This is a genomic window from Pedobacter sp. (genome assembly GCF_035317785.1).
Classification (GTDB): Bacteria; Bacteroidota; Bacteroidia; order Sphingobacteriales; family Sphingobacteriaceae; genus Pedobacter.
In genome coordinates, this window is sequence record NZ_DATHGC010000379.1 from 1 (window position 1) to 18201 (window position 18201).

Genomic DNA, 18201 nt, shown 5'->3' on the forward strand with positions numbered 1-18201 from the left:
CTCTTACAAACCCGCGTTTCTGCAGATTATCTGCTCCGATTTTCTCCACAATTTTTTTCATTCCGGCACCGTAACCTCCGTCCTCTCCCATTGGGGCCAGGGTCCATCCGGTAAGTACCCTGGCGGCCTGGGTCACATCATTTTGCGTATAACCACCGTCTACACCTAAAGTGTGCAGCTCCATCACTTCACGGGCGTAGTTCTCATTGAGTCCGCCCTTCTTCTTATTTGCCTGCAGTTTTTTGACCTTGTTCAGCATACCGGAATCCAGTTGCTGCAGTCTTTTATTCTTCAGTCTTCTCTGAAATGGTTTCTCCTGCATAGCCTGCATGCCCATTTCGCCGGCTTTCATATCTATACTTACTGGTGTACCTGAACTGCTAAAATTATCCAGGTAAACCAACATGGCTGGTGATTTGGCTGTGGCCAGCAACAAGTCACTGAACTTTCCGGTCACATTCGGCCTGATCACATCCCGCTCGAAGGCGGGGACGAATGATGCACATTGATTCTTAGTCAGGGAAACATTGAAATGATTGAACCAAAAATCGGTCAGCAATTCATGCAGCTGATTATTGGTATACGCGGCCCTGAGTATTTTCTGGTTGATGAACTGGCGGTAAAGCTCCTGCTGGGGCTTTAATCCATTGACCTCCATATAATCCTGAATCTGCTTCCGGTATTCTTTCTTGTCACCTTTATTTACTGAATCTTTATGGATTGAACCATCGCTGATCGCCATTCTCAACACTTTTGCTGATCTTGGATATTTGTCTTCAACTTCAGCATTGCTCAGGTTGATGTCTTCGAATTTACTGAGCAGCTGATTTAACTGTACATCCTTTATATTGCCATCGAGCTGCCGTTCAAACCATTTCCCCAAACCCGTTTTAACCACCTCATCCACATCGCCGCTTTTTGCACCATAAGTAAACCTGCTTAGTAAATGGGCAGCAGCCTGTCGTTCCGTAAGACCGGCCTGTTTATATGGAAAAACAAATTTTGCTGAATGTTCATTTCGAAAAGATGAAAACAAAATTGCCGTAATAAAAAGGAACACGAACGAACAAATAACTTTTAATGAGGTCTTCATGGCATTTCAATGTTTGTATGTTTATGACAACTGAAACGCCAAAAAGATTAATCAAATATTATTTTCTCTTTATTTATTCTCTGAAACCGGTCAAATGCCAGACTGTAAAGAGCTTCTTACACAAAATTCTTAAACGATATGCCTGATCTGCTGCTGAAAGTTTATAAGTTAGCAGTAGATTATCAATACCTAAATTTTTAAATTATGACCATCAATAAGAAAGCTTTGCTTGTTCTTCTGTTTTTCACGGCTTACTCTACTTTTCTTTCTGCACAAAAGAAAAATAAACCCGGGGAAGGCATTTACAAGAATGAGCTGCAATCATTGCAGGCTGCTATTCAAAAGAATTTCTATGATAAAGCGTCAGGTTATTATTTCGTTGTTGTAGATTCCGCACAGCGTGAGAACAAGAACGGTTACCTTCGGGAATACACTTATTTATGGTCACTCTGTGCTTTATACCAGGCAGCGAACGAGATCGAAAAACTCGATCCGAAAGCTAAGCTTATGGAGCCGCTCATCAAAAATATGGCAGATTATTACGATCCGGCACCGCCAAAAGGAGGCTATACAGATTACATCATGAAACTGAAACCCGGTCAGCGGTATTATGACGATAACCAGTGGATCGGCATTACGGCTCTGGATGCCTACGCCAGAAAAAAACAGAAATCCGACTTCGCCAAGGGTAAGGAGATGTACGACTTCATGATGTCCGGATATGACCAGGTGCTGGGCGGAGGTATGTATTGGGTGGAGGGTTCAAAAAGCTCCAAAAACACCTGTTCCAACGGGCCCGGAGTATTGGTCGCATTGCAAATGTACCAGGCCACTAAAAACAAGATGTACCTGGATACGGCATTGAAGATTTTCACCTGGACGAATGCGAAACTGCAGACACCTTCAGGTTTATTTTATGACAACATCAGAACAAAAGACGGAAGTTTGGGCAAAGCCACATTCTCTTACAATACGGGAACCATGCTGGAATCGAATGTTTATTTATATGAGATCACGGGTGATAAAAAATACCTGGATGCGGCCAATGCCATGGCTGACAGTTCGCTATCCTTCTTTTACGGTGAGGGCAAATTCAGGGATGGGTATTGGTTCAACGCAGTATTGTTAAGAGGTTATCAGCACTTACTAAAACATAATAAGGACACTAAATACATCATAGGCTTTAAAAAAGCTTTAGATCATGCATTGACGAATGAGAAAAATGACCAGGGTTTGTTCAACGCCAAAAAGGGGGTTCAAAATTTGGTGGAACATGGCGGAATGCTGGAAATACTGGCCCGTTTTGCCTGGCTGGAAAGCCGTTATAAGCTGAACATTTGATGATCTTATAACGGAGACATGAAGAAATTATCCTATGCCTTTTTAATAATGCTGCTTGCTGCTTCGGCCGGATGGACGCAGAACAAAACAAAGCTGCCTGACAAGAAAGAGAAGACCAGCTTTCAGACTTCTGCTCCATGGAAGCCGACAACAGATCTGCGGGCAGACGTGGCCATGGTTTATGGGGCTGGTGACAGACCCGGAATGACCTTTGAACAGCGCGCACAAACCTGGCGTGACAGAGGTTACAACACCCAGTTTATGACCGGTATGGCCTGGGGCGGTTACCAGGAATATTTTTTAGGAAAATGGGACGGTAAACAGCACTTTGACGAAGCTCAGGTGGAGATGAACGGCGATACCATCTGGCACGGCAAGAACACACCGTATATCGTTCCAACTGCCAACTTCCTTAAATATTTTAAGGAGAAGATCATTAAGCGCGTGATCGACAACGGGATCGATGCCATTTACCTGGAAGAACCGGAATACTGGTCGCGCGCCGGATACAGCGCAGCCTTTAAAAAAGAATGGAAAGATTATTATGGTTTTGACTGGAGGCCGCAGCACGAATCTGCGGAGAACATGTACCTGTCCAGTAAACTCAAATATTTTCTCTATTACCGTGCGCTAAAAGAGTCTTTTACCTACGCGAAGGAATACGGCAAAAGTAAAGGAATGAACGTGCGCTGCTATGTACCCACGCATTCACTGATCAACTACGCCATGTGGGAGATTGTGAGCCCGGAGGCCAGTCTTGCCTCATTAGACTGCGTGGATGGTTATATTGTACAGTCCTGGACCGGCACTGCACGCGAACCCAATTATTTCAATGGCATTGCCAAAGAACGCACCTTTGAAACTGCCTTTCTCGAATATGGCTGCATGCGGTCGATGACTGTACCAACCAACCGGAAACTTTTTTTCGAGAACGATCCTGTCGAGGATACACGCCGCGACTGGAGCGATTACAAAAAGAATTATCAGACCACCTTTACTGCCGAACTGTTCTTTCCCGACATCGACAATTATGAGGTCATGCCCTGGCCTGACCGGATCTTTGACGGCAAGTACTTTGTAAGCAGGGCCAGCAATGAACGTGCGGGCATGCCCAGGTCATACTCTACCCAAATGATGGTAATGATCAACTCATTGAACGACATGAAGACCTCTCCCAATAAAACATCGGGTACGCAAGGCATTAGTGTGCTTATGGGCAATTCGATGATGTTCCAGCGCCTGCCGACGCATGATGACGGCAAGGCCTGGGCAAATCCTTACTTCTCCAATTTTTATGAAACCTCGGGTATGTTTCACCGGGTACCCACCAATCAAAAACTGATGGATCCGCAGCTTTCTAATTTCTTTGGCGAAGCACTGCCGTTCCTCAAAAGAGGAGTGCCGGTCAATGTCGTCCACATCGAAAACACAGGCTTTAAGAAAGCCTTTGATGACACCAGGATCCTGCTGATGTCTTATTCCAATATGAAACCGCTTGAAGAGAAAGCACACGACCACCTGGTCAAATGGGTGCGCAATGGTGGAATCATTGTGTACTCCGGCCGTGATGATGATCCTTTTCAGACCGTACAGGAGTGGTGGAACAAGGGTGGCAAGAAATACAAATGCCCGGCAGACGATCTGTTTGAGAAACTGGGCATTGGCCAAAATCCTAAAGACGGCATTTATGAGGCTGGCAAAGGCCAGGTCTGTGTCATCCGCATGGATCCGAAGGAGTATGTTCTCGAAAGCAACAGGGATTTTGTGCTGCGCGAAAAAGTTGAAGAGCTGTACAAGCAAGCCTTTGGACAAAAAATTGAGTACAAAAATAGTTTTTACCTGGCGAGGGGGGCCTACGAGATCATTTCCGTACTGGACGAAGGAGTGACCAAAGATCCCTACACCATTAAAGGTAAATTCATCGACCTTTTTGATCCCGAATTGCCGGTCATCAATGAGAAACAGGTACAACCCGGCGAGCAGGGCTATCTGTATAATCTGGACCGGATCCTGAACCCGGGGACACCACAGGTGCTGGCAACAGCTGCAAGGGTCTATGATGAAAAGCGAACCGGGAAAAGCTACTCCTTCGTTGTTAAAAGTCCGCTCAATACCACCAATGCCATGCGTATCCACCTCCCCGCTGAACCCAAAAAGATTAGCCTGACTGTTGAGAGCGGCAATACCGTTGCCCTGCTCAAAAGTTCATGGGACAGCGCAGGCAAGACCAGCTTCCTGAGTTTTGAGAATCTTCCGGACGGGATCAGGGTTAGGCTGGAGTGGTAATTAACTAATGATAAATCAGTGATGAACAAGATAAACAGAGGTACTTTTTTATTGCTCACCAGTCTTTTAATGATCAGTTTTGCTGGCGGGGCATCAGTTAAACCCCGCATCTCAAAAAAACTTTTCGGCGAAACGGCCGGACAGCAGGTTTACCAGTACACCCTGACCAGCAGCAATGGCATGCAGGTTAAGGTGATCAGCTACGGGGCCAGCATTACTGACATCATCACAGCCGACAAAAACGGCAATATGGGCAGCGTTGTTTTTGGTTTTGATTCGCTTAGTGCGTACACCGGCAGACAGAATGCCCTGATGGGAGCTGTGGTGGGCAGGGTGGCCAACCGTATTGCCGGCGGCAAATTTATACTTGACGGCCGGGAGTACAAACTGACTTCCAACATCCATGGCGGCAGACAGGGCTTTGACAAGAAGATCTGGAAGGTAGAGGAAATTACCAGGAACAAAGAAGTGGCCTTGAAAATGAATTATTTCAGCAAAGACGGGGAAGAGGGTTTTCCCGGCAATTTGAGCGTGAGCATCACCTATACGCTGACCAATCGAAATGAACTAAAAATTGATTATACGGCTACGACGGATAAAACAACCCACGTCAACCTCACCAATCACAGCTATTTTAACCTTTCCGGAGGCAAAGCGGAAACCGTTGCGGATACGGAACTCCGCATTGTGGCCGATCAGTACCTGGAAGCCGACAAAAACAATATACCTACCGGGAATATACCCGGTTTGAAAGGAACGCCGCTTGATTTTACGGCAGCCCAGCCAATAGGCAAGCGGATTGCTGAAGAGCATCCTGCTTTAAAAATTGGTAATGGCTACGACCTGACTTATGTGCTGCGCAATCAAAGCGGCAAATTGAAACTGGCTGCGCAGGCTTATGAGCCGCTCAGCGGAAGGGTATTGGAAGCGTTCACCACGGAACCGGGATTGGTATTTTATACCGGTAATCACCTGAACCCGGGCATAATTGGCAGAAGGCAGAAACCCTCCGTCAAATATGCGGCATTTTGTCTGGAAACCCAGCATTACCCCAATTCTCCCAATCAACCATCATTTCCCTCTACGGTTTTAAGGCCGGGGGAAACCTTTAGATCACAGACGATCTTCAGGTTTTCGGTAAGAAATTGAAAGCATTATGAAATATAAAATCGCATTTATCTTCGTGCTTCTGAGCATGAGCAGGCAATTAGCAGCTCAGACAATGTCTGCTGTGCCATTTGCCCCTAAAATATTGCCCGGGAAGGGCCTTAAGCAATTTGACTTCTTTTATGCCGGTGAAGCCAAAGCCCGCAATATGTACATCGTACGGGATGGCAAAATCGCCTGGTCTTACATTGATACGACAGGCAGAGGCGAAATCAGCGACGCTGTGCTGATGACCAACGGCAATATCCTGTTTGCACACCAATATGGCATTACGTTAATCAACAGTGATAAGAAAGTTCTATGGAAATATAATACTCCTGAGGGCTTTGAAACGCATACTGCCCAGCCGATAGGAAATGATCATGTTGTGTTTGTGCAGAATGGTAATCCGGCAAAAGTATTTGTGATAAACATCAAGACCGACAAGATTGCAAAAGAATTCACAATACCCTTTAAAAGCGGTACCCACGGTCAGATCAGACACGCAAGGCTAACCGCAGCAGGCACGCTGTTGGTTGCACATATGGATCTGGGCAGGGTTTGTGAATACGATGTCAATGGAAAAGAGCTTCTGTCCCTTGAGGTTCCCAGTGTCTGGTCGGCCGTACCTTTAAAAAACGGCAATATGCTGGTCACGAGCAATCAAAGATTTGTAAAAGAAATGACCCGCGGGGGAGATACGGTTTGGGAATACCTGCTCGATGAAGTACCGGATTATAAATTGTCATCGCCCCAGCTGGCCATGCGTCTTCCAAACGGAAACACCCTGATCAATAACTGGTTTAATCAGTGGGACGGCAGACTTGACCTCAACAACCTTCCGGTACAGGCGGTAGAAGTTACACAGGACAAGAAAATTGTATGGGCGCTAAGGGCATGGACCGATCCTGTAAATCTCGGACCGTCGACAACCTTCCAGCTGCTCAATGACCCCAACGGCATCACTGAAAAAGTTCGGTTTGGTGATATCAAGTAATTCTCTAAATTAGAAGCAGAAACCATCCCTCACCGTTTGATTACCCAATACAAAATCGATCCCAATGAAAAAAATATTACTGCAATTGTTATTCTCGCTGATCTGCTTCAGTTCATTTTCACAAGGAACCATTATTAAATACCTGTCAGGAACGGACAAAGACCATACTGTACAATGGGATTTTTACTGTACAGCTGGCAGAAAAAGTGGTGAATGGACAAAAATACCTGTTCCCTCCAATTGGGAACTGCAGGGTTTTGGCGCGTATAATTATGGTCACGACAAAGACAAGGCAAGCGAACAGGGTCTTTACAAACACGAGTTCCTTTCAGAAAACTGGACAAACAAAAAAGTGTTCATTGTATTTGAAGGCTCGATGACCGACACAAAGGTAATGATCAATGGCAAAGAGGCAGGCCCTGTACATCAGGGGAGTTTTTACCGTTTTAAATACGACATCACCGGCCTGATCAAGCCAAATGGCAAAAACCTGCTGGAAGTCACTGTATCAAAAATGTCCACCAATACCTCTGTCAATACTGCGGAGCGCAAGAGCGATTTTTGGGTATTTGGCGGCATTTTCAGACCTGTCTATCTGGAGGTTGTTCCCAATACCTTCATAGAGCGGACAGCTGTAAATGCCAAAGCGGATGGCTCTTTTCAACTGGATGTCTATGCCAAAAATTTAAAAGGTGATGAGCGGATCGAAGCCCAGGTACAGAAGCTGAACGGGGAAAATGTGGGCAAGCCTTTTTCTGTTAAGGCAGATGCCAGCTTAGATCATCTTGAACTGAAAAATAACTTTACAAATCCGCAGTTGTGGAGCGCGGAATTCCCTAATTTATACCAGGTTGCAGTGACTATAAAAGACGAGCAGGGCACCATACATCAAATGAAGCATACATTTGGCTTCCGTACGGTAGAACTGCGTTTGAATGATGGCTTTTATGTAAATGATGCAAAGGTAATCATGAAGGGCAGTAACCGCCACAGCTTCTGGCCGGAAAGCGGCAGGACGCTGAGCCACAAGATCCATTTGATGGATGTCCGGCTCATGAAAGAAATGAACATGAACGCTGTGCGTATGTCGCACTACCCGCCGGATGCTGATTTTCTGGATGTATGTGATTCTCTGGGTTTGTATGTTCTGGATGAGTTAACCGGCTGGCAGGCAAAATATGACAGTGAGGTAGGTCATAAACTGGTGAAGGAACTGGTAGTACGTGACGTGAACCACCCTTCAGTTGTATTTTGGGACAATGGCAATGAAGGCGGCTGGAATACAGAACTGGATAACGACTATGCCTTATATGATCCGCAAAAAAGGACGGTAATCCATCCCTGGGAGAAGTTTAATGGCACCGACACCAAGCATTATCAGGATTATAAAGCTATCGAAAAGACTGTGGCCACCGGCCAGGAGGTTTTCTTTCCCACGGAATTTATGCACGGGCTGTATGATGGCGGCGCAGGTGCTGCGCTTGACGATTTCTGGAGCCTGATGATGAAGCACCCCCATGCAGCGGGCGGGTTTATCTGGGCCTTCATAGACGAGGCAGTGATACGCACAGATAAAAACGGGGCCTATGATTCTGACGGCAATCATGGAGCCGACGGGATCGTTGGTCCGCACCGTGAAAAGGAAGCGAGTTATTACACCATAAAAGAGATCTGGTCGCCCGTTTATATTGACCCCAAACCCATTGATGGAAATTTTAAGGGAGAGATCGCCGTGGAGAACCGGTATTCCTTCACCAATTTAAACCAATGCACATTCAAATGGAAACTGGTAAAATTTCCATCGGCACAAGCCAAAACTACTGCGGCTACTGTAGCGGCAACAGGAACACCCGCAGCACCTGGTCTTAAACCGGGAGAAAAGGGCGTGATAAAATTAAGCCTGCCCTCATTATGGTCAAAAAACGATGCCTTGTACCTGACTGCATACGGACCCGACAAGAAAGAAATATTTACCTGGAGCTGGGCCATTACTGCACCAGCTGCGATTGCTAAAAAAATCAACGCCCCATCTGCTAAAACAGTTAAATCCGGGATCAAAACTGAAGAAACAGATCAATCCTTTATTGTAAAAGGCGATGGGATAAATTACTATTTCGACAAGGCCACAGGCTATATCCAAAAAGTAGTCAAACCATCCGGCACCATCTCACTATCCGGGGGGCCGGTACTGGCGGGCGTAAGTACCGCGCTTAAAGAGTTCAGCCATAAAGCGGCAAAAGGACAATATGTGGTCGAAGCCGATTACCAGGGTGCGGGTGCTCTGCATCTAAAATGGACCTTCGCCCCCGGGCAACCGGTTAAACTGGAATACCAGCATAGCCAGCAAGGTGATGCTGATTTTACCGGCATTACTTTTAACTACCCCGAAGAAAAAATCACAGGGATGAAATGGCTTGGCCGTGGACCTTTCCGTGTTTGGCAAAACAGACTAAAAGGACAGCAATTTGGAGTTTGGCATAAGGCCTACAACAACACCATTACCGGAGAAACTTTTGAATATCCTGAGTTTAAAGGCTATCATGCAGAAGTCAACTGGGTGGTGATCGAGAACAAGGAATCATCCTTTACAGTCTATACTCCCGATAAGAACATGTACCTGCAAATGCTGCGCCCTGCCAGAGAAAAGGATGCGCTGAAAAATAACAATGTAGAACCGGCGTTCCCGGAAGGCAGCATTGGTTTTTTAAATTCGATCAGCCCTATCGGCACCAAATTCCAGGGCGCAAGCCAGATGGGACCTCAAAGTCAGAAGGGCCATCACAACGGGGGACAGATCAACGGAACACTGTGGTTTGACTTCAGCGGTAATAAATAGGCCTACTTTCTCGGTGGCAGCTTAGGGATTTTGTTACTTCTTTCAAATTGGTAAACTTTGATGTTTTCCCACATCATGACCTCTCCTTCTACATTCTTAATCGCCCTGATCTCCCCGTCCTGAGACACGACAAACCCAAGACTGTCAGGGTGTTTCAGACAATAAGAAAACATGGACTGATGCCTGGTCCCAAAATGTTTGGGGTCAATCTTAAGCCGTTGGGCAGATGGTTTTGAAGATTTGCTGACAGCGATATATTCCGGGAGTTCTTTTTCATTGATCACAGCACCAAAGCCTTTTACCTCCAAATGGGGAGACATTAGTACCAGACCGTCCACACAGCTCAAAGAAGAAACAAAGCGCACCGCCCCGATCATTTCATTGTAACTGTTATCGATGTCGAGCTCATTTTCTTTATATTCATCGTGAAGTACAGCGGGGATATCCTTTGCTTTCTTCTTATAGGACTTTATCTCGTTCAGCAGAAGGTCATTGTCGGTCACACTGGTCAGGGTGTGCAATATTGCTGACTGGATCCGGTCATATTCAAGATGGTACTTGGTGGTCAGATCGGCGTTAAAGTTTTTTGTGATCAGGATTGCTCCACCGTGGCTATAGTTTTTTATTCTCAAAAGAATTCTGCTGATCGCCTGGATCACATATTCAAAAATAATTTCGTTATAGATCTCTGCGTCTTCTGCAGTAAGGCTATGCCCTACTTTCTTTTCAATAAATGCTTTTTTATATGCGGCATTTTCACTGATGAACTCCGAAACGGGTCCATATTCAAAGACATTTGGGTACAGTTTCACCAGCGAATGCTGGTTTAAAGTTGCGATCGGATGATAATCGAGCATCACATTCAATATGCCAATCCCGTTGATCATTGCCTGGATAATTCCCGGATACAGGGGTTTTTCCTCTTCTTCATAATTCAGGTAGCTCTGGTAATGGATCGTCTGATCTATCATTCCATAGATGAAGAGCTTTTCGCTGTCATCGTAATACACCGAAAGGCTTGAACTCCATGGATCTGCAGCTTTAGACAGCTTAACCAGGTTTTTTATTGAAAATTCAATCTTAGGATCAAACGCAAAAAAACCCGGATTGTCATGTTTTGACAGGTCTTTGTTTTCAAAATCCGCATGGTCAAAAAGTGTCACTGTCACTTTTATAAATTGCCCCTCTTCGGTTTGAAGACTAGTGTAATATAGCGTATTGAAAAGTTCTTTTAGGATCGACTCTGAGGGTTTTACTTCCTTTATTTTAGATCGCTGAAGTTCAGTATGAACGAAAGAAGCCAGGTCTTCCGGAGTAAAGTGTTTTACCATATTCTGGTTTTTTAGGTAACACAAATGACCAATTAAAATTTAACTATTCAAAGCGTCCGCGTATCATCTACAACTCAAACATCTACGCATTTTCCTGCGGGCAACATCTGCTGTATTTTATTCTTCGTATCTGACTGTGAAAAACAAAATACATCTATCTATGAAACCTGCATTTATGCAAGCTTCATGACCTTTAAAAAGAAAACTAAAAGAACATGAAAAACTTAATTTTATCAGTCGTTGCCTTAGTAGCTATGGCATGTACAACTCAGGTTTACGCTCAAAAAAATCCGATGGTTGGCGGAGCAGAAATGTATGCGACCAAAGACATTGTAGACAATGCGGTAAACTCTAAGGATCATACTACCCTCGTAGCCGCGGTAAAAGCTGCCGGCCTTGTAGAAACTTTAAAATCAGCGGGGCCATTTACGGTTTTCGCGCCGACAAATGCAGCATTTGATAAACTTCCTGCCGGGACCGTGGAATCTGTACTGAAACCAGAAAACAAAGCTATGCTGACTAAAATCTTAACCTACCATGTTATAGCCGGGAAAATGAACGCCAATGACATAGCCAAGGCCATCAAAATGGGTAAAGGAAAAGCGGAACTGAGCACGGTAAGCGGTGGGAAACTTTGGGCATGGATGGAAGGAAGCAGGCTCATGCTGAAAGATGAAAAAGGTGGAACCGCTACGGTGACCATAGCCAATGTTAACCAAAAAAATGGCGTGATACATGTGATTGACACGGTATTGATGCCAAACTAATTTATTCGGGGGGGCAATAGATTGACCGGTGCATCTTTTAGGTACACCGGTTTTTTTGTGCCGGTTAAACTGGCTTTTGTTGACGGTTCCTTTTCCATCAGTTTGCGGGCCTGGGACAAATCCTGGACAGTTAAGGCCAAGAGCCTCTACAACCTGACTTTACAGCGCAAATTTGATGACTTTATGAAAGCGCGTTTTAAGGAAAAATACATGAACTGGAAAGAGCAGCTGGCAGTAAGAAGGGCGGACAGGGCACTGGAAAGACAAATGCCCCGTTAATTGAAAGCCCGCAAAAACAATGTAAAATTCAGCAGGAATTGGCAAATATCAGCGTAATTAGTATTTTAGGTCACGATTTGTCTATATAGGGACAAAACACTCATAAAAATGATCAGATTTAACGCTCCCTGCGGCCTGTTTAAGGCATGCGCCGCCTTGCTATTCCTGTCTTCCTGCGGAATCCATTTTCATACACAAGGCCTGCCGGATAAGACCTCCAATTATGTAGTTACGAACAAGAACGACACCATAAAGGCACAGACCATCGAAGTAAAAAGAGATGAAATTATTGCAGATCAGGTGGTCTATCAAAAAACCGAAGTCAGTGCTGTAAAAAGAAAAAAAGATTTTTACGTTCAGCAAAACGGCGACTGGTACAATACAGTCGTATATGGCAAGTTAAGGGTATTGTCAGCCTTTGGTGGCTATCAGACAACTTTTAATACCAGTACATCAAGAATGACCTCAAGCCCTAGCATAGATCTTTTCCTGCAAAAGCCCGGCGATAAGGTCTTTGGTCTTGACAGCAAGACCCTGATGGAACTTACAAAAGACAATCCTCCCGCCTATCGCAAGGCCAACGCGGCACGCATCTACAGAACCCTTGCGTGGGTCATGACAATTGCTGCCATTGGAGGTACGGGAACGGCCGTTCTAACCCGTGATGCCAACAGCAGCGTTTCAACAATTGCTTTTACAGCTGGCATGATCGGCTTCCCCGGTATGTTGATCAGCATTCCTATTGCCAATAAAAAAGTAAAAAATGCTGTAAAAATCTACAACCGTTAATCCACAGTTCGCAAATACAGTCTTGCGCTTACCTCATCACCCGCCTCGCTTGTTTTCATTATGATATCGAAAACATCTTTTTATAGAATGCAAGGCCTTCTATAGCAAGCTCATCAGAACTCTGAAAGAAGGAAATATGAACATTGACCAGATCGGTTACGAATGTGGCTTCCAGACGCTTTCAAATTTTAACAAACAGTTTAAGACAGTAATGGAGAAACAGCCAAATCAATACCGGAATGAATTTCTGAAAGTAGCGACCGACTCCTACAGGTATTAATCTCCGCCATTCCTGCGCTAAATTGTGTTAAAAATTAACATTGAGGTTATGGTGATACGGAAATTTTATATGTTTGTCTTAACATAAGGTCGGTCAGCTGGCATTTAGCCGTTCGCAGGTATCTTATTCTTTATAAATTATGAGCTTTATTTTAAAGCCGGTAGATACCGTAGAGAGCATCAGCCCTGCTGATTTTAAAAAAAACTACCTGGATGCCAGACGTCCGCTGATCATTAAAGGACTGACCAAATCATGGCCGGCGAGAGAAAAATGGAACACCGATTATTTAAAACAGATCGGCGGCGACATCACCGTTAGCCTGATGGACAACTCCAAAGCCGATCCCTCTAAACCGATCAATGCCTCGGTTGCAGAAATGAAATTTGGAGATTATCTTGACCTGATAAAAAGAGAGCCTACAGAACTGCGTATTTTCTTTTTTAACCTTTTTAAACATCATCCGGACCTGATCAACGATATTGTAATTCCTAAAGACCTGATGGGTGGTTTTATTGAAAGTATGCCCGCAATGTTCTTTGGCGGTTCCAATTCCGTAACGTTTTTACATTACGACATCGACCTTCCTCATCTTTTTCATACGCACTTTGGAGGAAGAAAGCACATCATCCTTTTTGACAACAAATGGAAAAAAAGACTATACTGTATCCCCAATGCAACTTATGCCCTGGAAGATTATGATGTAGCAAATCCTGACTTTGAAAAATTCCCTGCTTTAAAAGGCGTTGAAGGATACGAGGTGTTCCTGGAACACGGAGATACGCTATTCATGCCCACCGGAATGTGGCACTGGATGAAATACCTGGACGGATCATTTTCACTCAGCCTCAGGGCATGGGATGCTTCAATAACCAGAAAAGCGCAAAGTGTACTTAACCTGGCCATCAAAGGCGGTCTGGACAGTATGCTGAAAATGGTTTTCAAAGCTCCTTATGCCAAATGGAGAGAAAAACTTGCCGTGAAAAGAGCAGAAAGAGCGCTGGCACACGGCAGCCCTAAATAGTCCGCTATTTTTACAAGTGGATAACATTAGTCAACCCGCAAACTTTTACCTTCGGTAAATCGTTTATTAAGGTAGCTATGAGAGGGTTCCATTTTTCTGATTTTACGCCTGATGACCTGCCCAAAGGCGGGTTTGACGAACTGCTGAAATTATTCACACAACTGCTCAATTACACTGCTGGTGATGCCGCTGAGGCTCTATCATGGATGAATGAGCTGGACAAGAAGTACAAATTCACCAACAATGAGTATGGCATGGGTGACTTTATTGATGAGCTCAAAGAAAAGGGTTATCTCAATGAAGACGGCAGTGGAAACCTGAAAATCACTGCAAAAACAGAGCAGACGATCCGTAAATCTGCATTGGAAGAGATTTTCGGTAAGCTCAAAAAAGCCGGGAAGGGAAATCACAACAGCAATATCTCGGGTATCGGGGAGGAAAAGAATGCGGACAGAAGAGAGTTTGCCTTTGGGGACAGCCTGGATCAGATAGACATGACCGCTTCTATACAAAATGCGCAGATCAATCACGGGATAGGTAATTTTACCCTTACAGAACGCGACCTGGAAGTGGAGGAAAAAGATTATAAGACCTTGACCTCTACAGTGCTGATGATCGACATATCACACTCCATGATCCTTTACGGCGAAGACCGCATCACCCCGGCAAAAAAAACAGCAATGGCTTTGGCAGAACTGATCAAAACACAATATCCTAAAGATACGCTGGATATCGTGGTGTTTGGTAATGACGCGTGGCCCATTACCATAAAAGATCTTCCTTATTTACAGGTTGGCCCTTACCATACCAATACTTTTGCCGGACTGGAGCTGGCCGCCGATCTGCTGCGCCGCCGTAAAACGCACAACAAACAGATCTTTATGATCACTGATGGCAAGCCGACCTGCCTTAAGGAAAACGGCCGCTATTATAAAAACAGCATGGGGCTGGACAGGAAGGTAATTAGCAAAACGTTAAATATGGCTGCCCAGTGCAAGCGGCTCAATATTCCGATAACTACCTTTATGATCGCTAAAGACCCGTACCTGCAGGAATTTGTGCGGGAATTTACCCGGGTTAATGGAGGTCGGGCTTTTTACAGTTCGCTAACAGGACTTGGAGAATATATATTTGAAGATTACATTAAGAACAGAAGGAAAACCGTAAGGTAATGACTAATAAACTCTGTCGTCATTGCGAGGAGGAACGACAGGTTGAAAAATAATTTAATTAAAAAAACTGAATGGACTACAACAACATAACAACCCTCGGCCAACTCAAAGCCACTAACTATAAATCACTATCTGTAAAAGACGAACTCCGCAAAAATCTCATCACACAGCTTCAAAATAAAGAGGCTGGGTTTGAAGGTATATTGGGCTACGATGAAACCGTAATCCCGGAATTGCAAACGGCTATATTGTCGCGCCACAATATCCTGCTGCTGGGCTTAAGGGGTCAGGCTAAAACCCGTATCGCCCGCCTGATGGTAAACCTGCTGGATGAATACATACCGTATGTAAGCGGAAGTGAGATTTTCGACGATCCCCTGAAGCCTATATCGTGGTATGGAAAACACGAAATTCACATCCATGGTGACAATACCCCAATCAGCTGGCAGCACAGATCTGAAAGGTATACCGAGAAGCTGGCGACGCCCGACGTTACTGTAGCGGACTTGATCGGCGATGTGGATCCCATAAAAGCAGCAACCCTGAAATTAACCTACAATGATGAGCGTGTGATCCATTTCGGACTAATCCCAAGGGCACACCGCAGTATCTTTGTCATTAACGAGCTTCCCGATTTACAAGCCCGCATACAGGTCGCATTGTTCAATATGCTGCAGGAAAAAGACATACAGATCCGGGGCTTCAAACTGAGGTTACCGCTCGATGTGCAGTTTGTGTTTACCGCCAATCCGGAAGACTATACCAACAGGGGCTCAATTGTTACACCCCTGAAAGACCGCATAGAAAGCCAGATCCTCACCCATTACCCTAAAACAATTGGCATTTCCAGGAAGATCACGTTTCAGGAAGCAAAGCTGACGGAAGAACAAAAGCTGATAGAGGTAGACGGGTTGGTAAAAGACCTGGTGGAACAGGTGGCTTTTGAGGCTCGTAAAAGCGAGTTTATAGACCAAAAATCCGGTGTATCGGCACGTTTGACCATCTCTGCTTATGAAAACCTCATCAGTACCGCTGAGCGCAGAATGCTGATCAACAGGGAGAAAGATACTTTTGTACGCATGGCCGATCTTGCCGGGATCATTCCGGCGATCACGGGTAAAATTGAGCTGGTTTACGAAGGCGAGCTGGAAGGACCAGCCAAGGTAGCAAATACACTGATCGGCAAAGCCGTTAAAACTTTGTTTTCCCGGTTTTTTCCTGATCCGGAAAAAGCAAAGAAAAGTAAAACGGCCAATCCTTACACATCGGTTACCGAGTGGTTTACAGAAGGGAACACACTGGACATTTCAGACGCCCTTACCATAGCCCAATACAAAAAAGCCCTGACGCAGGTCACCGGCCTCCATGAACTTGTCAAAAAATTCCATCCTAAGCTTAGCGAAAACCAAACACTGCTGCTGATGGAATTTGTACTCCATGGACTTGCAGAATATTCTCAGCTGAACAAAAATTTCCTCAATGGAGGTTTCGGTTTTTCTGACATGTTTGACAGCCTGTTTAATGCCGGTGAATTTGAGGATGAGGATGACGACATTGACTTTAAATAACCTATAAATGGGCAGACTAACCTTACTTTTAGTGCTTTGTGCTTTCCTTTTCGCATTTGACTATTATTGCTTCAAGGCAATTCTCAATGTATTTAAAAACTGGAAACCCACAACCAAAAAATGGTTTGCCGCCTTGTGGTGGGGATACAACTATTTTTTAATATTTGGCGTTTTTATCTCCATTTTTGTAACCATTCCGATCTTCTATCTTTCTTTGCGATCGATCATACTTGTGGCTTTTTTCTTGACCGCTGCCTGTAAACTGGTGATGCTGCCCTTTCTGCTTGCAGACGACCTGCGGCGGCTCGTGATCAGGTTAAAGAAAACATATAAACGAAAGGAATCCCCGATAAGCAGGCCGGAAGCCATAGTTGCTGCCGGAGAGCCCATAAGCCGCTCGTCTTTTATTATTAAAGCCGGCCTCATTACTGCTGCCGTCCCCCTGACCTCACTGACCTGGGGCATTGCATCAGGAGCGTACGATTATAAAGTGATACGAAAGCCACTGATATTGCCAAATCTTCCAAAGGCATTTGAAGGCTTGAAGCTTGCGCAGCTATCAGATATTCATTCAGGGAGTTTCTATAATCCGAGAGCCGTCCGCGGCGGGATTGAACTTTTATTGGCAGAGAAACCCGACGTCATCATCTTTACCGGTGATCTTGTAAACAGCGTGGCCTCTGAAATGCGGGATTATCAGGATATATTCAGCAAAGTGCGTGCTCCTCTGGGTGTCTACTCTACACTTGGCAACCATGACTATGGTGATTATTATTTTGGCAGAGAATCTTCACCCGCTAAAGTCAAAAACCTGCAGGATGTCATGAAGACTCACAAATTAATGGGCTGGGACCTGTTAATGAATGCACACAGACGGTTAAAGGTCAGCGGTGAAGAGATCGGTATCCTGGGTATAGAAAACTGGGGCATGGGCCGTTTTCCCAAATACGGCAAAATGGAACTGGCCGTGAAGGACACAGATGATCTTCCCGTTAAACTGCTGCTTTCTCATGACCCCTCACACTGGCGGGGAGAGGTACTGGAAAAATATCCGCAAATCGACGCCATGTTTAGCGGACACACACACGGAATGCAGTTTGGAGTGAAAACCGAGTCCTTTCAGTGGAGCCCGATACAATACATTTATAAAGAATGGGCAGGATTATACCGGGAGCAGCAGCAGCAATTGTACGTGAATGTTGGTTACGGTTTTCTAGGTTACCCTGGAAGAGTTGGAATTTTACCGGAAATAACGATATTTGAACTGACGCGGGCATAACCAATCTCCCGGCTTC

At 45.0% G+C, this 18201-nt stretch carries 15 protein-coding genes; 13 read left to right on the forward strand and 2 right to left on the reverse strand.

Annotated elements, in window-relative coordinates; all coding sequences use genetic code 11:
- Positions 1-1093 (reverse strand): DUF1800 family protein (locus tag VK541_RS23695; RefSeq protein WP_324373071.1); only part of this gene is annotated, 1093 nt, incomplete at its 3' end.
- 204 nt (positions 1094-1297) lie between these two features.
- On the opposite strand from VK541_RS23695, the gene VK541_RS23700 reads away from it, so the two are divergent.
- The 5 genes from VK541_RS23700 (at position 1298) to VK541_RS23720 (ending at position 9699) form a co-directional block, all read left to right on the forward strand.
- A complete protein-coding gene (locus VK541_RS23700) occupies positions 1298-2434 on the forward strand; it encodes a glycoside hydrolase family 76 protein (protein WP_324373072.1) in 1137 nt (378 codons plus the stop codon).
- A gap of 18 nt (positions 2435-2452) precedes the next feature.
- Positions 2453-4720, forward strand: a complete 2268-nt coding sequence (locus VK541_RS23705; RefSeq protein ID WP_324373073.1) for a hypothetical protein — start codon at positions 2453-2455, stop codon at positions 4718-4720.
- 21 nt (positions 4721-4741) lie between these two features.
- Positions 4742-5869: an aldose epimerase family protein gene (locus VK541_RS23710; protein ID WP_324373074.1), complete on the forward strand. Its 1128-nt coding sequence runs from the start codon at positions 4742-4744 to the stop codon at positions 5867-5869.
- A gap of 7 nt (positions 5870-5876) precedes the next feature.
- Complete coding sequence (locus VK541_RS23715; protein ID WP_324373075.1) at positions 5877-6863, forward strand: hypothetical protein; 987 nt, start codon at positions 5877-5879, stop codon at positions 6861-6863.
- A 64-nt stretch (positions 6864-6927) separates the two neighbouring features.
- On the forward strand, positions 6928-9699 hold the full coding sequence (locus VK541_RS23720) for a glycoside hydrolase family 2 protein (protein WP_324373076.1): 2772 nt from the start codon (positions 6928-6930) through the stop codon (positions 9697-9699).
- 2 nt (positions 9700-9701) lie between these two features.
- Here VK541_RS23720 and VK541_RS23725 read toward each other — a convergent pair whose 3' ends face one another.
- The gene (locus tag VK541_RS23725) at positions 9702-11030 is read right to left on the reverse strand and encodes a putative sensor domain DACNV-containing protein (protein WP_324373077.1); all 1329 of its coding nucleotides are present in this window, start codon (positions 11028-11030) and stop codon (positions 9702-9704) included.
- A gap of 215 nt (positions 11031-11245) precedes the next feature.
- On the opposite strand from VK541_RS23725, the gene VK541_RS23730 reads away from it, so the two are divergent.
- From VK541_RS23730 to VK541_RS23765, 8 genes are all read left to right on the forward strand, one after another.
- The gene (locus tag VK541_RS23730) at positions 11246-11797 is read left to right on the forward strand and encodes a fasciclin domain-containing protein (protein ID WP_324373078.1); all 552 of its coding nucleotides are present in this window, start codon (positions 11246-11248) and stop codon (positions 11795-11797) included.
- Between the two features lie 57 nt (positions 11798-11854).
- On the forward strand, positions 11855-12076 hold the full coding sequence (locus tag VK541_RS23735; protein WP_324373079.1) for a hypothetical protein: 222 nt from the start codon (positions 11855-11857) through the stop codon (positions 12074-12076).
- Between the two features lie 108 nt (positions 12077-12184).
- Positions 12185-12865, forward strand: a complete 681-nt coding sequence (locus VK541_RS23740; RefSeq protein ID WP_324373081.1) for a hypothetical protein — start codon at positions 12185-12187, stop codon at positions 12863-12865.
- A 121-nt stretch (positions 12866-12986) separates the two neighbouring features.
- Positions 12987-13145, forward strand: a complete 159-nt coding sequence (locus tag VK541_RS23745; protein WP_324373116.1) for a helix-turn-helix domain-containing protein — start codon at positions 12987-12989, stop codon at positions 13143-13145.
- 139 nt (positions 13146-13284) lie between these two features.
- Entirely contained in the window at positions 13285-14166 is an 882-nt protein-coding gene (locus VK541_RS23750; protein ID WP_324373082.1) for a cupin-like domain-containing protein, read from the forward strand.
- Positions 14167-14243: 77 nt separating this feature from the next.
- Positions 14244-15338, forward strand: a complete 1095-nt coding sequence (locus VK541_RS23755; protein WP_324373084.1) for a vWA domain-containing protein — start codon at positions 14244-14246, stop codon at positions 15336-15338.
- A 71-nt stretch (positions 15339-15409) separates the two neighbouring features.
- Positions 15410-16906: a sigma 54-interacting transcriptional regulator gene (locus VK541_RS23760; protein ID WP_324373085.1), complete on the forward strand. Its 1497-nt coding sequence runs from the start codon at positions 15410-15412 to the stop codon at positions 16904-16906.
- Positions 16907-16913: 7 nt separating this feature from the next.
- Positions 16914-18185 (forward strand): metallophosphoesterase, encoded by a 1272-nt coding sequence (locus VK541_RS23765; protein ID WP_324373086.1) that lies wholly within the window; start codon positions 16914-16916, stop codon positions 18183-18185.
- Positions 18186-18201: the final 16 nt, after the last annotated feature.